The organism is Dokdonella sp. (assembly GCF_041395345.1).
Lineage (GTDB): Bacteria > Pseudomonadota > Gammaproteobacteria > Xanthomonadales > Rhodanobacteraceae > Dokdonella.
This window is the reverse complement of record NZ_JAWLAR010000011.1, coordinates 60,594-76,641: the sequence shown is the minus strand read 5'-3', so window position 1 is coordinate 76,641 and position 16,048 is coordinate 60,594. Positions and strand designations below refer to the sequence as shown.

Here is a 16,048-nt window from a genome sequence, read left to right as displayed (position 1 = left end):
ACCACTGCCCCGCCCTGACGAGCCAATGTCGATCCGGTACCGCCTGCTTGCACCCATGCTGCTGTTGCTCCCGCTGGCCTGCAGCGGTCCAGGAACACGTGATTCGGCAACCGAGGCGACACGGCCCACGCCGCTGATACTGATTTCCATCGACGGATTTCGCGCGGAGTTTCTTGACCGCGGCTTGACCCCGACGCTCAATGCACTGGCCGATTCCGGCGTGCGCGCGCGCTACATGCGCCCATCCTTTCCGACCCTGACATTCCCCAACCACTATGCCCTGATCACGGGACTGCGACCGGACCGCAACGGCATCGTCGCCAATATCATGGAGGACGGGCAGATTCCGGATCAACGCTTCGCTGCTTCGAATCGCCAGGCGATCGAAAATGCGCGCTGGTGGAACGACGCGACGCCCTTGTGGATCACGGCCAAACGCGCGGGGCTGCACTCCGGGATCATGTTCTGGCCGGGATCCGAAGCACCCGTGCAAGGGTCGCATCCGGATTTCTGGTCCAGATACGATGAGGAACTTGAAGCGGTGACGCGCGTCGACAACGTTCTGGGTTGGCTGACCCTGCCGATCGACCAGCGCCCAAGCCTGATGACCCTCTACCTCGACACGATCGACAAGACGGGGCATCACTTCGGACCGGATTCCGTGGAATTGAATGCGGAACTGCGCATTGTCGATGCGATGGTGCGACGCCTGGTCGACGGCCTGATCGAGCGAGGCCTGGAACATGCGGTCAACCTGGTCATCGTATCGGATCACGGCATGGTCGCGACCTCGCCCGAGCGGGTCGTCATTCTCGATGAAATATTGCCGGGCGAGGCAGCCCGCACCATCAGCTACGGCGTGCTCACCGGTATCGCCCCCAACCCCGGCCAGACCCACAAGGTCGAGGCCATCCTGCTCGGCAAGCACGATCACATGCAGTGCTGGAAAAAATCGGAGCTGCCCGCGCGCTTTCATTACGGCACACACCGGCGCGTGCCACCCATACTGTGCCTGGCCAATCATGGCTGGATCATTGCCAGCCGTACCTGGCTGGCCAGGAAAGATCATTTCTCTCTGGGCGAACACGGCTACGACAACGACGACCCGGACATGCGCGCGATCTTCATTGCGCACGGGCCTGCGTTCCGTTCCGGTGTCGTCTTGCCGCCGTTCGACAATGTCGACGTGTATCCACTGCTCGCCTACTTGCTGGGCCTGAAAGCCGAACCGAACGATGGCAATTTCGACATGCTCGGCGGTGCGCTGGAGCCGATAGGCGTCGCCAGAACAAATAGACACTAGCGGAAGTCCCTCGACATGCTCAGAACGAACGGTGAGTCGTAGACGTGCAATGCCCTTCGACAAGCTCAGAGCTGCCCGGTACTACGAACCTCGTGTTTCGTCATGCCAGGGCAGGCTGGAAGAGCGTTTCAACAGCCGAACACCCGGTCATCCAGTTTTCCTGTTGTCACGGCAAAGTCCAGGCAAGAACTCGATCCCAGCCGGCGCTGGGAGGACGAAATGCAGGAATCGGCGTCAAGTCAGCGTCATTCAAACCCGACATCGCTCCGGGACAACCGTAGTCATTCGTGCAATCGCGCGATCACGGCCCGATAGCGCGCGGCAATGCGTGCCTCGTCGCGATGCCGGAAATCGCGCACGACCCATTCTCCATTGACCATGACATCGCGAACCAGATTCGAATTGCCCGCAAAGATCCAGGTGTCGAGAACATTCGAGGGGCTGCGACCCGCCAGCAGTGGCGAGTGATCATCGAGAACCAGCAGGTCTGCCCGATGACCCACCGAAGGCAGACTGGCGTCGCCGCCTTCAAGCAATCCGATCGGCATGCCAGATGCACGTGCGCCGCCGGCCAGGCAGGCCTCGAACAACACGGCGCCGGTGCTGGGTTGCGTTGCATTCGCGCTGATGTTCCGATGCCGCGTGAGCAGGCGTTGCCCATACTCGAGCCAGCGCATCTCCTCGACCGGCGATACGGAAATATGGCTGTCCGATCCGATCCCGATCGAGCCACCCTTGTCGAGCCAGTCCCTGAGCGGAAAGAGTCCATCGCCGAGATTGGCTTCGGTCGTGGGACACAGGCCGGCCACGGCATGAGTCGCCGCCAGTTTCTCCACTTCAATTCTGTCGACGTGGGTGGCATGCACGAGACACCAGCGCGCATCGACATTGGCGTGGTCGAGCAGCCATTCGACCGGGCGCGCATTGCGGACGGCCAGGCAGTCCTGCACTTCGCCGATCTGCTCGGCAATGTGGATATGGATCGGCATCATCGCGTTCGGAGTACCGCTGCGCGACGGCGGCAGTTTCGCGATGCCGGCGAGCACGGCATTCATGGCATCTTCGGGAACGGCGCGCAGCGAATGCAAGGCAATGCCGATGCGCAGATGCGAGCTCTCGAGCATGCGCAAGCGTTCCACCAATCGCAGGAATCCGTCGACATCGTGGGCGAAGCGCCGCTGCCGTTCGACCAGGGCCCGCCCGTCGAATCCACCGGTCATGTACAGGGTCGGCAGCAGGGTCAGCCCGATTCCGGCTTCCTGCGCGGCGTCCACCAGGGCCAGTGACATGGCGGCAGGATCGGCATACGGCCTGCCATCCGGCTGATGGTGCAGATAGTGGAATTCGCAGACCTGGGTGTAGCCGGCCTTGAGCATCTCGACATAAAGCTGGGTAGCAATGACACGCAACTCGTCGGGACCCACCATCCCGGCAAACCCATACATGACCTCGCGCCAGGTCCAGAAACTGTCGGCAGGATCACCGCGATGCTCGGCCAGACCTGCCATGGCGCGCTGAAAGGCATGCGAATGCAGGTTTGGCATGCCCGGAACCACCCAGCGCCCGAGCGATTCATTGTTGTTCCCGGATGCGGGAGTGACATCCAGCAGCGCGCCGGTCAGGTAGCGGCCCGTGTCGATCTCGATGCGAACGTCGGGCTGCCATCCGTTCTGCAACCAGGCATTCCCGGCCTGAAACACTCGACTGCTCATGCGCGCACTCCCAGGGTGGAACCGTTGATTATCCGCCGACCCGACAATTTGTTGAAATCGGCCTGCATCGAGCCCGCATGAGCAGAGTGCGCAGGGTCTGCGATAATCGCGACATGAACACCAATGCATCGCAACAACGCTGGGACGTACTGCTGATCGATTGTCATCTGGCCAGCATGGACGACAACGGTGCGCCGTATGGGGAGATCCGCCATGCGGCGCTGGGCTGGAAAGACGGCCGCATCGTTTTCGCCAATGCCATGCATGCCCTGCCCGACTTGCCCCAGCACCTTGCGACCCGAGTCGAGTCGCTGGCCGGCGCCTGGATTACCCCCGGGTTGATCGACTGCCACACCCACCTCGTGTTCGGCGGCAATCGCGCGCAGGAGTTCGATCTGCGCCTGAACGGCGCGAGCTACGAAGAAATCGCCCGTTCCGGCGGCGGCATCGCCTCGACCGTCCGCGAGACCCGTTCGCTCAGCGAGGACGAGTTGCTTGCTGAGTCCATCCCGCGCGCGCGCGCCCTGGTCGCCGACGGCGTGACCACGCTGGAAATCAAGTCGGGATACGGACTCGACCTCGACAACGAAATGAAAATGCTGCGCGTCGCACGCAGGATTGGCGAGACCCTCGGCGTGACCGTGCGCACCACGTTTCTAGGTGCGCACGCGCTGCCAGCCGAGTTTGCCGGTCGCCAAGGCGACTATGTCGAGCATGTCTGCGAAGTGATGATGCCGGCGATTGCCGAAAGCGGGCTGGCCGATGCCGTCGATGCCTTCTGCGAGAAGATCGCTTTCACCGCGGAAGAAACGCGACGCGTTTTCGAAAAGGCCCGTGCGCTGGGCTTGCGCGTCAAACTTCATGCAGACCAGTTGTCAGACCTGGGTGGCGCCGGCTTGAGCGCCGAGTTTGACGGACTCTCGGCCGATCATGTCGAACACACCAGTATCGATGGCGTACAGGCAATGGCGAAGTCGGGCACGGTGGCCGTGCTGCTGCCTGGCGCCTTTTACGCGCTTCGCGACACCATGCTCCCGCCGATCGCTGCACTGCGCGAGCACCAGGTGCCGATGGCGGTGGCTACTGACCTGAACCCGGGCACCTCGCCGATGCTGTCGCTGCGACTGGCCATGAACATGGCCTGCACGCTGTTTCGATTAACCCCGGAGGAAGCCCTGCGCGGAGCGACCCTGCATGCCGCCCGTGCCCTGGACCTGGATGACCGCGGACGACTCGCACCCGGATTGCGCGCCGATTTTGTGGTCTGGGACATCGGCTCGCCGGCGGATCTCTGCTACTGGATAGGTGGTCCGCTGGCACGCCGGGTTTTCGCTGCCGGCAAGAACGTTTCCGGCTAGCCGGTCCATTCGGATTTCTGTCAGATCATGGGCAAACCGCAAGATTCGATCACCGGCCCGACCGCCCTTGCACTCCAGGGAGGCGGTGCGCACGGCGCGTTTACCTGGGGCGTGCTCGATCGCCTGCTCGAGGAGCCCGGTTTCGAGATCGAGCAGGTCAGCGGAACCAGTAGTGGCGCACTCAACGCGCTCGCGCTTGCGCAAGGCTGGATGGATGGCGGCTCCGAAGGCGCGCGCGCCTGCCTCTCCGAACTCTGGCACCGGGTCGCAGCCCATACCCACGCCTCGGCGTGGATCTTCGGTTCACAGGTACGTTCGGGCAAGAAGGCCGCGCAAAACCTGCATCGCTACTTCACGCCCCGACAGATCAATCCGCTGGGATTGAATCCGGTGCGCCAGATTGCGGAATCCCTGTTTGATTTCGACGGCCTGCGCGAGCACTCGCCGTTCCCGCTTCATCTGGCCGCTACACGCGTGCGTGATGGTGCCCTGGTCATGTTCGGTCCCGAGCAAGTGGGTATCGATGCGTTGCTGGCATCCACCTGCCTGCCGCAGATCTTCGAATCGGTCAAGATCGATGGCGAGGTCTACTGGGATGGCGGCTGGGCCGGCAATCCGGTGCTCGAGCCGCTGGTCCACCGCGGCCTTTCATCCAGGATTCTCGCCGTGCTGGTGCAGCCGCTGGATCGCAAGGAAATTCCCGACACCGCTGCCAGGATCGCCGAGCGCATGAGCGAGCTCGGATTTTCCAGCGCCTTTCTGCGCGAACTCCGGACACTGGCTTTGGCCAAGGATGCGCTGGAGGGGGCGATGACGCTGAGCTGGCTGGGTCGACGCGTGAAGAACCTTCAAATCCATCTGATAGAGCCCGGAGAATCCCTCGATGCTTTTCGGGCCAGGGCCGGCTTCAACACGTCGATCAGTTTCCTGACCGCCTTGCGCGATCACGGTCGCAGACGGGCCGAGGCCTGGCTCGGCGAGCCGCAGGCGCACATCGTTTCAGGATCTTCCCCGCTCATGCAGGCCGGTACCGCCTGAAACGACAAACCCCCGCTGTGCGGGGGCCTGCTGGGTTACTCTGCTATCGCGGCCGGACCACTCCGGCCTGGCGATTACTCGGCCTTCTTGGCCGCAGCCTTCTTTGCTGGCGCCTTCTTGGCGGCCGTCTTGGTCGCGGTCTTTGCCGCAGTCTTGGCGGCAGGTTTGGCCGCAGACTTGGCTGCCGCCTTCGGCTTGGCAACTACGACGCTGCTGTCCGAGTGCGGACGCACGTTGCCATAACTGCGGATAGCGATTTTGCCCTTGCGGGTCTTGCGGTCACCACGGCCCATCGGTATTCCTCTAGATAATTCGGCGAACAAAGGGCGGGAAGGATAGCAGTGCCGTGGCAAAGCGCAAGTCGAATCACGGCTTGCAGATATCCTGGCCCGTCGCACAACTGACCTGAGAACACCCCACGGCCTCGATCTGTACCGTGGCATGGCTGACACCGAAGTGCCCGCGCAAGGCATCCTGGATGGATCGTATCGCCCGATCCGGGTCGCCGCCCTCGTGCAGTCTTGCGTGCAACGTGGCCATCCGTTGACCGCCTCCGAGCTGCCAGACGTGGACGTGGTGGATTTCGCGGACATCGGCAATGTCCGCCTCGAGTTTCTCCGACACCTCGCCGGAATCGACTCCCTCGGGAACACCTTCAAGCAGGATATGGGCGCTGCGACGCAGCAGTCGCCAGGCACTGGTCAGGATCAGCAGCGAAACGAAAATCGAGATCGCAGGATCCGCCCACAGCCAATCCAGATAACGAACCACAAGCGCCGCCGCCACCGCGCCGATCGAGCCAAGCAGGTCGCCAATGACGTGCAGGCGCGCGGCCGCCGTATTGAGATCGTCATGTTCGTGTCCGCCCAGGACCCGCAGCACGAACAGGTTGACCAGCAAACCGGCCAGGGCAACGACGAGCATTGTCCCGGACAGAATCGGCGCGGGGTTCATGAAGCGTGTCACCGCCTCATAGGCGATCCAGGCGACCAGCAGGATCTGGGTCAGGGAATTCGTGTAGCCAACCAGCACTTCCAACCGCGCGTAACCGAAACTGCGCAGCGCGTCGGCCGGGCGCCGCGCAAAGAGCGCCCCCAGCCAGGCAAACATCAGCGCCCCGGCATCGACCAGCATGTGCCCGGCATCGGCGAGCAGGGCCAGCGAGCCCGAAATCCAGCCGCCAACTGCCTCGGCGACCATGGTGATCGTGGTCAGGCCAAAGGCGAACAGCAGCCGTCGTTCGCGTTGCGGCGATCCGCCAGCGGCCTGCCCGTGTTCGTGCTCATGGTCGTGGTGATGGGAGTGCATGCGCGCCGATCAGGTAGTCAATCCAGCCATGCTAGTCAGGCAAGCCGGGGTTACACAATCACGCCGGGTCCGCGCAGATCAAACGTGGTCGCAGTTCGGCCCGTGCACATGGCCAAGGCGCAAGTTGGCCAGATGGGAAACGGCCACCAGGGTGCCGCCGATGCTGACGATCAGCGCGTGGCCGCTGTTCTCATGATCGGATCCGATCAGTACGCCGACAACGAGCAGGATGATTCCGGGCACGAGAAACAGAAACGCCAGATAGCTGCCGTGCTTGCGCAGACCAAACCAGAGACTGACGGACGCCAGCAGGATCGCGAAGCCGACGAATGCCTGCTCATAGGCGTGGTTGGCGAGAAAGCCCAGGCCGAGCGCCGGCAGCACACCAAAGACCACCGGCAACAAGGCGCAGTGCACGGCGCAGAGCATCGAGGCGAACGCCCCGAAGCGATCAATGCGCTGGTCGATTCCGGTCTTTCGCATCGCATCAGGATTGACCTTTTGCGGATCGTTGGCTCGTGGAAGGTTCATTGATTTGAAGAATAGCGCAAGCATCAGCATGCCTCGCTCGAATGGAATGGGAGCGGGAGTTCGGCTTGACCCGAGCTCACGGTTATATGTTATATTATAACGTCACAACTTCAAACCCGACAACCATCATGAATACAAGCGCCAGATCACCGATATCGAGGCTTCCACTGGCATCAGCCATCGCTGTCGCAATCGCGATAGTGATGCCCCTGCCCGTCCGCGCGGAAACCGCCGCCTCACCAGACGTGGTCGTCGGGTCCGGGCCAGATTCCAGCTCCGAAGAGGACAAGTCTGTTCAGCCGGGCAAGCAAGAAGAAAAAGACGGCACCTTGCCGAGCGTCGTGGTCAACGCCTTTCCGATGCAACTGGGCATCGACGAGATCATCACGCCCGTTGTAATGCTGAGAGGTTCGGACCTGGACGATGCCAAAGCGGCAACCATCGGCGAAACCCTGGCAAACGAGTTGGGAATCCAGACCACCTCATTCGGTGCCGGCGTAGGCAGGCCGGTTATTCGCGGACAGGAAGGATCGCGAGTGGCGGTTCTGTCCAATGGACTCAGTTCAGGCGACGTTTCGAACGTGAGCCAGGATCATGCTGTCGCCATCGAACCCTTTCTTGCAGACCAGATCGAAGTCCTCAAGGGGCCTTCAACCCTGCTCTACGGCTCGGGAGCCATTGGTGGCGTGGTCAATGTTGTGGATGGCCGAGTTCCGCAAGCCATTCCCGAGAATGGACTCAGCGGACGCGGCGAGCTTCGCGGGGCCAGCGCGGATGACAGCGGAACTGGCATGTTCCGACTGGACGCAGGCACCGGGGGATTTGCAATTCATGTCGATGGGGCCAAGCGAAATGCGAACGACTACAGCATTCCTGGCGGTACCCTGGCCAACAGTTTTCTTGACACCGAGTCCGGCGCAATCGGCGCCTCCTGGATTGGCGATCGCGGCTATGTGGGCCTCGCCGTTTCTCGCTATCTCGACAATTACGGCAATCCGGCCGAACCCGGAGATGAAGAAGAAGGCCCGGTTACCCTGAAACTGGCGCAGACTCGCTATGACCTCAAGGGCGAACTGACCGATCCGATGCCCGGTTTCAACAGCCTGCGATTCAGCTTCGGGCACATCGACTACACCCATACCGAGTTCGAGGGTGACGAGGTTGGGACCGTCTTCAACAACGACGGCAATGAGGGACGCATCGAGCTTGTCCACAATGACGCATCGGGCTGGAAAGGTGCGGTCGGCCTGCAATTCCTGGATCGTACGTTCGAAGCAATCGGCGACGAGGCGTTCGTACCCAGGACAACCACCAAGGGCCTTGGCCTGTTCGTCCTTGAACAAAAGGACTTCGGCAATTTCGGCCTGGAGCTCGGCGCTCGAATCGACAGCCAGTCGAGTGAGCCTGATGACGGGCCAAAGAGGGATTTCAACCCCTTCAGCCTGTCCGCCGGGGCCAGTTACCGGTTTACCGATGAGTGGCACATGACCGCCAATCTGGATCGCGCCGAGCGCGCGCCAGCAGAAGAAGAGCTGTTTGCCAATGGTCCACATCTGGCGACCGGCGCATTCGAAATCGGCGATGCGGATCTGAACGAGGAGACCGCGAATCAGCTCGAACTTGGCCTGCATTTTCACGGCGACACGGTTGAAGTCAATCTGGCGGCCTACACCAATCGATTCGATGATTTCATCTATCTGGACGACACAGGAGATATCGAAGACGACCTCCCCGTACGTCAATGGACTCAGGCGAACGCAAAGTTCAACGGCTTCGAAGGCGAAGCCAAGATCCAGCTTTCGAGCGGACCCAGCGGCGTTTATCTGCTGAGGGTTTGGGGCGATACGGTCAATGCGTATCTCACCGATGGTGGCGAGCTGCCGAGAATTGCACCAGCCAGAGCGGGACTCGATCTCTACTGGAACTCCGATGCCTGGCGGGCCAATATCGGTCTTGCGCACTATTTCAAGCAGGACGACGTACCGGATTATGAAACCGAGACGGCAGCGTTCACGCTGGTCAACGCGCACCTGAGTTACACGTTCAATGCGGATCAGCGAGTAAGTTGGGAGGCGTTTCTTGATGCCACCAACCTCGGCAACGAGACGGCCCGCCTGTCTACGTCCTTCATCAAGGATGTCGCCCCCTTGCCTGGCCGCTCGGTCGCATTGGGAATCCGCGCGTTTTTCTGACTTGACCAACCCGGCGTTTGTGCGCCGGGTTGCAGGCTGAATACAGGCGTTCGACTCCCTCGCTCTTCGGGCAAGGGTTGAATGAGCAGTGGCTTGCCTCCCTCTCCCCTCGGGAGAGGGCTGGGGTGCGGGTACGTCCCAAGCGCAGGATCGACGCAAGCGAGCACCCTCATTCGCGCACGGCACTTTCTCTCGATTGCGAAAAGAAAAACGCGCTCGGCCCATAGCAGCGCGGTAATTCCTGCAGCACGAAATCAAGCCATCAAGGATGAAAAATCAGGGCGACTTCGCCTTGTTGCAGGCAGCACACAACCCGTGCACTTCCAGCGTCTGCGCGGCGGGGGTGAAACCCCGGTCCCTGGCCTGCGCATTGAGCAGACTCGCCACGCCTTCATCGCAGATTTCGGCAGCACTCGAACAGCGGTCGCAGATCAGGAACGGCACCTGATGCGCTTCACCCGGATGGTGGCATCCGACAAAGGCATTGATGGATTCGAGCTTGTGAATGAATCCATGCTCCAGCAGGAAATCGAGCGCGCGGTAGACCGTGGGCGGGGCCGCCAGCCCGGGGCCATCCTTCAGATCATCAAGCAGATCGTAGGCCTTGACCGGCAGCTTCGAGGCCGCCACCAGTTCGAGTACTCGCAGCCGGATCGGTGTCAGGCGCAGACCCCGCTGATCGCAGGCCTCGGATACTTCGCGCACAAAGGCGCCCGCATCATGGCTGTGGGAATGCTGACTGCGTGATTTTTTCGCGGATGCGGGCATGGATGCGGAATGATTGGCGATGCCGGGATTTTAGCACCGCTGCTTGCGTCACCGGGGCCTACCAGGCGCCGTCGCTGTCATTGCCCTTGAGCCGGGATCGCGCAGATCGCTCCGCGGACTGACGCAAATTCACGCCGCAATGGCGGCAAGCCCTCGCATTGTCGGGATTGCCCTTGCCGCATTCCGGACAAATCGGCAGGCGCGACTTGGACAGGGCCACGATGAGCCAGCCGATCGGACCCAACACGGCACCCCAGACGATACCGGCAACGACGCGCCCCTTGATCCAGCCGATCAGCCATCCACCGAGTACGCAGACCAGGGTGATTCCGGTCATCCAGGCCCAGAGACCTGGATCGAGCAGCACCTTGAGACAGAGCTCGTTCATCTGCATCACGGCTTCCAGATCCGAAGTGTCGAGACTGGCAAGCCCGCCCAATGTGCATTCGAGCGCAGCCACGCAATCAGCCTTCCGCGCGAACGATGGCTGCTTCGACCCGTTGCAGGGCCTGATCGCGCCCGGCCAGGAACACGGTGTGGTCGATTGACGGCGACACCTGGGTCCCGGTGATGGCCACGCGCAGGGGTTGGGCAACCTTGCCCATGCCCTCGCCGATTGCCGCAGCTGCCGCTGCTATCGCCGCGTGCACGTTTTCGACCGACCAGTCCCGGGTATCGCTCAATTGCTGATGGACGGCCTGCAGGGCAGGAATGGCCGTTGCCGACTTGAGGTGCTTGTTGACGGCGGCCTCATCATAGTTTTCCAGCGGCGCGTACCAGACTTGCGCCTTCTCGGCCATTTCCTTGAGTGTCTGCGCGCGTTCGCGCAAGGCGACGATCACATCGAGGGGCTCGGGCCCCTGATCAGGATCGATGCCCAGCGCGCGCAGCTGCCAGATGAAGTGCGGTACCAGTTCCAGCGGGTCATCATTCTTGATGTACTGCTGATTGATCCAGGACAGCTTTTCGAGATCGAAACGGGATGCTGCGCGGTTGGCATGACCGATATCGAACAGCTCGATCATTTCCTCTCGCGTGAACAATTCCTGGTCGCCATGCGACCAGCCCAGGCGGACCAGATAGTTGAGCAACGCATGCGGCAGGAAGCCGTCATCGCGATACTGCATGACGCCAACCGCACCATGCCGCTTGCTGAGCTTCTGGCCGTCCGGACCGAGAATCATCGGCAGATGCGCAAAAGTCGGGACACTGGCCCCCAGCGCGTTGTAGACGTTGATCTGGCGTGGCGTGTTGTTGACGTGGTCGTCGCCGCGAATGACTTCGCTGATGCGCATGTCGATATCATCGACAACCACGGCGAAGTTGTAGGTAGGAAAGCCATCCGAGCGGAACAGGACAAGATCGTCCAGCTCCTCGTTGTTCCATTCGATGCGACCCTTGACCTTGTCTTCGAAGACGACACTGCCGGAAGCCGGATTCTTGAAGCGGATCACCCGATTCGGATCATCCCGGAACGGTTCGTTGCGGTCGCGGTAGTAGCCGTTGTAACGCGGCTTGAGCCCTTTCTCCATGGCTTCGGCACGCATCGCCTCGATTTCTTCCTTCGATTCGTAGGCGTAGTAGGCTTTGCCCGCCTTGAGCAGGTCCTCGACGACCTGCTTGTACCGGTCCATGCGCAAGGTCTGGTAGAACGGCCCCTCGTCGTGATCGAGCCCCAGCCAGCTCATCCCATCCAGAATGGCCTGCACGGCCTCCTGGGTGGAGCGCTCGCGATCGGTGTCTTCTATGCGCAGGATGAATTCGCCACCACGATGGCGCGCCTCCAGCCAGCAATAGAGCGCGGTGCGGGCGCCACCGATGTGCAGGAAGCCGGTTGGACTGGGGGCAAAACGGGTTCGGACGGTCATGGATCAACAAGGCATTGAATTCGAAGCCGGAAAGCGTAGCAGATCCGGCACCTCATGCCCCGCCTGCGCATGACCGGGCGGAAGCCCTGCGCAGCGTGAACGTCATGTCTGGATCGGGGCGGAGAGAACTGGAGGGGACTCATTCTGCAGGCCCGATTCACAGTCGTACTTGCATTCAAGTCCTTGACCGAAGAAGGCCATCGATGGTCAAGCACGGGCGGCAAGGTAGCCACGTTGCAAGGTCTGCAGGCAAGATAACGGATGGTCTCCCAACCCGCTGCCAGAATGACACATTCACCTGCCCGATTTGCAATCGCTTTTCTGTTGCCAGTCATGTTCGCCGTCGGCTGCACGGTGCAACAGAAGGACGACAATTCTTCCGGAAGCAGCGCCCGCGCCACCTTGGCCATCCTCGAATCGACCGATATCCACTCGAATATCCTCAGCTACGACTACTATCGGTTGACGGAAGATACTTCGATCGGGTTCGAGCGCATGGCCACCCTGGTCAAGGAGGCGCGAGCCGAGTACCCGAACACCCTGCTGTTCGATGCCGGCGATACCATTCAGGGCTCGGCCATGGCCGACTGGCAGGCACATGGCCAACCGGTTTCCTGCGATCAGAAGCTGGCCATGTACAAGGCCATGGACGCCCTCGGCTATGACGGCGGCACGATTGGCAACCACGAGTTCAACTTCGGTCTGCCTTTTCTGGCTCAGGTGACCAACCAGGACATGGCCATCGAAGGTGTCGGCGGCCTTCCCTGCAAGGGACCCGAATTCCCGCTGGTACTGGCCAACGTCATCGGCAGCGAGGACGGCAAGCCGATCTTTCCGCCGACGGCCTTGCTCAGCCGTACGCTCAAGGCACAAACCGCGGAAGGGGAAACCATCGAGATTCCGATCAAGGTCGGCATCATCGGCTTCACCCCGCCGCCCATCATGCTCTGGGACAAAAAGCACCTTGAAGGCAGGGTGACCACCTTGGGTGTCGTTGAAGCCGCACGTCGCTACGCCCCTGCCCTGCGCGCCGAAGGCGCCGACATCATCGTTGCCATTTCGCATGGCGGCATCGATCCACGTGCGTATTCGGAAACCATGGAGAATGCAAACTGGCATCTGGCCCAGGAGCCCGAGATCGACGTGCTGCTGCTGGGCCATTCGCACCAGCCGTTTCCTGATCCCGGAAACGTCGACTCCCGATTCAACCAGTTGCCCGAAGTCGACAACATCCGCGGATTCATCCACGGCAAGCCGGCGGTCATGGGCAATCTGTGGGGCAAGAGTCTTGGCGTGATTGAACTGGCGTTGGACTGGCGCGATGGCCAATGGTCGATCAATACCGGGAACACGCACTCCGAAGTGCGCAACATCCGAGGCGCCGACGGCAAGCCCATCATGCCGGACCCGGCGATCGCCGAGGCAGTGGCGGATGAACACCAGTCGACGATCGCCTATGTCTCGCGACCGATCGGCAGCAGCGATTTTCCGATGACCACCTATTTTGCCGTGGTCGGTGACGTCAGTGCGATCCAGCCGGTCAATACGGCCCAGCGCGAGTACGTGCGCAAGTATGTCGACCAGTTCATGCCCGAACTGAAGGATGTACCGGTGATCTCGGCGATGGCGCCATTCAAGGTCGGCTTCGCCGGACCCAATGATTTCACCGTGATCGACGCTGGTCCACTGGCCATCCGCAACGCAGCCGACCTGTATCTCTACAGCAATACGGTTGCCGCGGTCAGACTCGATGGCGCGGGGGTCAAGGCCTGGCTGGAGCACTCGGCGAGCTACTTCAACCAGATCGACCCCAAGCTGGGCGAGGCGCAGCCACTGGTCAACAAGAAAGTGCCCAGTTACAACTTCGACGTGATCCAGGGCGGCATTACCTATGCGATCGACCTGACCCGCCCGGTTGGCGAGCGCATCACCGATCTCCGGTTCCACGGCAAGGCAGTCACGTCAGACCAGCCGTTCATCCTGGCAACCAACAGCTATCGCGCCAGTGGCGGCGGCGGGTTTCCTGGAACCGGTGGTGCCAGGATCCTGTTCAACGCACCCGACATGAGCCGCAGCATCCTCGTGGATTGGATGGAGCGCCGAGGCAAACTCGATTTCGAGCAAGATGGCGCCGACCGGGCCTGGCGCTTCGTTCCCGTGCAAACCGCAGGACCCGTCGAGTTCCGCTCGGCCAGCAACAAGCTGGATCTTGCAGCTCGGCTCGGACTTGAGGGGATCATCGAAGCAGGCGCTGCCGGCAACGGCATGTCGACCTATACAATCGACCTGTCCGCAACGAAATGATTCCCCGCATGCCGAACCCGTCAACTCGCTGCCAGTCACATGTCGTGCCGACATGAACGCCACGTGCCAATGAGCTGCACGGCTGTCCAGGGCGGTGAACGCAGTCGGTGCCTGCTTCACAGGACCGCACTGGCGGCAAGTCTGGCCATTGCATTTCCCGTTGCAAGTGCCAGCGATGCGCCTTCGCCCCTGATTGGCGATATTCCTCTGCAGTGGCCGCTGCCCTACGAGCGCGGCGCGGCAGCAACGCCCTTGCGGGCCCGCCTCGACGCGATGCGCATCTCAAGGCCGGCGCCGACAGGATATCGGGGCGCGACCCTGCAGGTCAGCAATTGTGCAGATGATGATTCCGAGGGCAGTCTGCGTGCGGTGATCGGGCATGCGACCAGTGGCGATGTCATCGACCTCAGCACCGTGAGTTGCAGCCAGATCAGCCTGAGCCAGGGCGCGCTCAAGATTGAACTGGATGACCTGACCTTGCGCGGACCCGGTGCGGAACTGCTTACCCTGGATGGCCTGGGCCGTGACAGGATCGTGCTGCACCCCGCTTCAGGCTCGCTGACCATCGACAGCCTGACCCTAGCGAATGGCCGTTTCGATGCCGTCGACACCGACATCGGCTTCGGCGGCTGCGTCGCAACCGGCGCCACCTTGCGGTTGCGCAACGCAGTCATCCGTGACTGCACCGCCGTCGGAGTCGGCTCCTACGGAGGTGCCGTGCTGTCCGGGTTCATGAGCATGATAGACAGCACGATTTCGGGCAGCACCGCCTTTGGCGACCACCCGACCAATGGCACTGCAGCCTACGGCGGAGGCGCGTTTTCCTACGGTGTCGACATCATCAACAGCACGATTTCCGGAAACTCTGCCATTGGTACGGACAACGCGCCGCTTTCGCACTGGGAAATCGGCGGTGGTCTGTTTGTCGCTCGCAATGGCGGCACCATTGAACGCAGCACCATCAGCGACAACTTTGCAATTCGCTTCGCAGGCGGCCTGACCCAGGAAGGCGACCTGACTCTGCGCAACTCGACCATCTCGGGCAATGTTACCGAGCAGGACGATGGCGGGGGCATGCGGGTCCGCCAATTCACTTCCGTGCTGATCGAGAATTCGACCATCACCGGCAATCGCGCCGGATCCAGGGGGGGCGGAGTCTCCTTCATCGACAATGCGCTGCCCTCTACATTCGTCAGCACCATCGTCTCGGGCAACAGCTCCGACTTCGGCGGCAACGACATCAACAGCAGTCAGCCACTGCTGCTGCCTGGATCGAATAACCTGATCGGGCATGTCAGTGTCGGACTGACAATACCCACGGACACCTTGACGGACGACCCGCAACTCGGCCCCCTGTTCTACAACGGCGGGCCAACGCGTACCCACGCCCTGGGCATGGACAGCCCGGCCATCGACAAGGGCAGCAATCCGGCACAACGATTCACGGACCAGCGCGGTAGCGGCTATGAGCGCGAGGTCAACGGATCTGCCGATATCGGCGCCTTCGAAATCCAGGGCTCGGGGCCAAAAATGCCCACCGAGCTGCCAGCAACCAGTACCTGGGGCAGCCTGTTGCTGACCACCTTGCTGGCGTTGGTCGGGTTGCGCAGGACGAGATCCGTATTTTCCTTCTCCCGCAACAGGCTGTTGAGGCAACGCTGACCCA

The 16,048-nt window shown here is 61.6% G+C and carries 13 protein-coding genes; 6 read left to right on the top strand and 7 right to left on the bottom strand.

All coding sequences use genetic code 11. The features are described from left to right. The first annotated feature begins 55 nt into the window (after positions 1-55). Complete coding sequence (locus R3F00_RS11315; RefSeq protein ID WP_371281898.1) at positions 56-1,303, top strand: ectonucleotide pyrophosphatase/phosphodiesterase; 1,248 nt, start codon at positions 56-58, stop codon at positions 1,301-1,303. Between the two features lie 281 nt (positions 1,304-1,584). On the opposite strand, the gene R3F00_RS11310 is transcribed toward R3F00_RS11315, so the two are convergent. Beyond that, positions 1,585-3,015 carry a formimidoylglutamate deiminase gene (locus R3F00_RS11310; RefSeq protein WP_371281897.1) on the bottom strand — a complete coding sequence of 477 codons (1,431 nt, stop codon included), beginning with the start codon at positions 3,013-3,015 and terminating at the stop codon, positions 1,585-1,587. Positions 3,016-3,128: 113 nt separating this feature from the next. On the opposite strand from R3F00_RS11310, the gene hutI reads away from it, so the two are divergent. Next, complete coding sequence (hutI, locus tag R3F00_RS11305; protein WP_371281896.1) at positions 3,129-4,373, top strand: imidazolonepropionase; 1,245 nt, start codon at positions 3,129-3,131, stop codon at positions 4,371-4,373. Between the two features lie 27 nt (positions 4,374-4,400). Next, on the top strand, positions 4,401-5,411 hold the full coding sequence (locus R3F00_RS11300) for a patatin-like phospholipase family protein (protein ID WP_371281895.1): 1,011 nt from the start codon (positions 4,401-4,403) through the stop codon (positions 5,409-5,411). 74 nt (positions 5,412-5,485) lie between these two features. Here the strand turns inward: R3F00_RS11300 and R3F00_RS11295 are convergent, their stop codons facing one another. The 3 genes from R3F00_RS11295 to R3F00_RS11285 all read right to left on the bottom strand — a co-directional run bounded on the left by R3F00_RS11295 (position 5,486) and on the right by R3F00_RS11285 (position 7,250). Continuing rightward, positions 5,486-5,704, bottom strand: coding sequence for a 30S ribosomal protein THX (locus tag R3F00_RS11295; protein WP_371281893.1), 219 nt, complete (start codon positions 5,702-5,704; stop codon positions 5,486-5,488). A gap of 73 nt (positions 5,705-5,777) precedes the next feature. Further along, positions 5,778-6,719 (bottom strand): cation diffusion facilitator family transporter, encoded by a 942-nt coding sequence (locus R3F00_RS11290; RefSeq protein ID WP_371281892.1) that lies wholly within the window; start codon positions 6,717-6,719, stop codon positions 5,778-5,780. Between the two features lie 78 nt (positions 6,720-6,797). Beyond that, positions 6,798-7,250 carry a MerC domain-containing protein gene (locus tag R3F00_RS11285; RefSeq protein WP_371281891.1) on the bottom strand — a complete coding sequence of 151 codons (453 nt, stop codon included), beginning with the start codon at positions 7,248-7,250 and terminating at the stop codon, positions 6,798-6,800. Positions 7,251-7,378: 128 nt separating this feature from the next. Between R3F00_RS11285 and R3F00_RS11280 the strand changes: the two genes are divergently transcribed. Then, positions 7,379-9,442 (top strand): TonB-dependent receptor, encoded by a 2,064-nt coding sequence (locus R3F00_RS11280; protein ID WP_371281890.1) that lies wholly within the window; start codon positions 7,379-7,381, stop codon positions 9,440-9,442. A 276-nt stretch (positions 9,443-9,718) separates the two neighbouring features. Here R3F00_RS11280 and R3F00_RS11275 read toward each other — a convergent pair whose 3' ends face one another. Genes R3F00_RS11275 through gltX form a run of 3 tightly spaced genes read right to left on the bottom strand, consistent with a single transcriptional unit; the run spans position 9,719 to position 12,078 of the window. Then, on the bottom strand, positions 9,719-10,210 hold the full coding sequence (locus R3F00_RS11275) for a transcriptional repressor (protein WP_371281889.1): 492 nt from the start codon (positions 10,208-10,210) through the stop codon (positions 9,719-9,721). Positions 10,211-10,268: 58 nt separating this feature from the next. Beyond that, entirely contained in the window at positions 10,269-10,670 is a 402-nt protein-coding gene (locus tag R3F00_RS11270; protein ID WP_371281888.1) for a zinc ribbon domain-containing protein, read from the bottom strand. A 4-nt stretch (positions 10,671-10,674) separates the two neighbouring features. After that, a complete protein-coding gene (gltX, locus tag R3F00_RS11265) occupies positions 10,675-12,078 on the bottom strand; it encodes a glutamate--tRNA ligase (protein ID WP_371281887.1) in 1,404 nt (467 codons plus the stop codon). Between the two features lie 285 nt (positions 12,079-12,363). Here gltX and R3F00_RS11260 point away from each other — a divergent pair, with 285 nt between their 5' ends. Both R3F00_RS11260 and R3F00_RS11255 read left to right on the top strand, forming a co-directional pair. Further along, the gene (locus tag R3F00_RS11260) at positions 12,364-14,382 is read left to right on the top strand and encodes a bifunctional 2',3'-cyclic-nucleotide 2'-phosphodiesterase/3'-nucleotidase (RefSeq protein ID WP_371281886.1); all 2,019 of its coding nucleotides are present in this window, start codon (positions 12,364-12,366) and stop codon (positions 14,380-14,382) included. A gap of 69 nt (positions 14,383-14,451) precedes the next feature. Further along, positions 14,452-16,044, top strand: coding sequence for a choice-of-anchor Q domain-containing protein (locus tag R3F00_RS11255; RefSeq protein ID WP_371281885.1), 1,593 nt, complete (start codon positions 14,452-14,454; stop codon positions 16,042-16,044). Positions 16,045-16,048 lie beyond the last annotated feature (4 nt).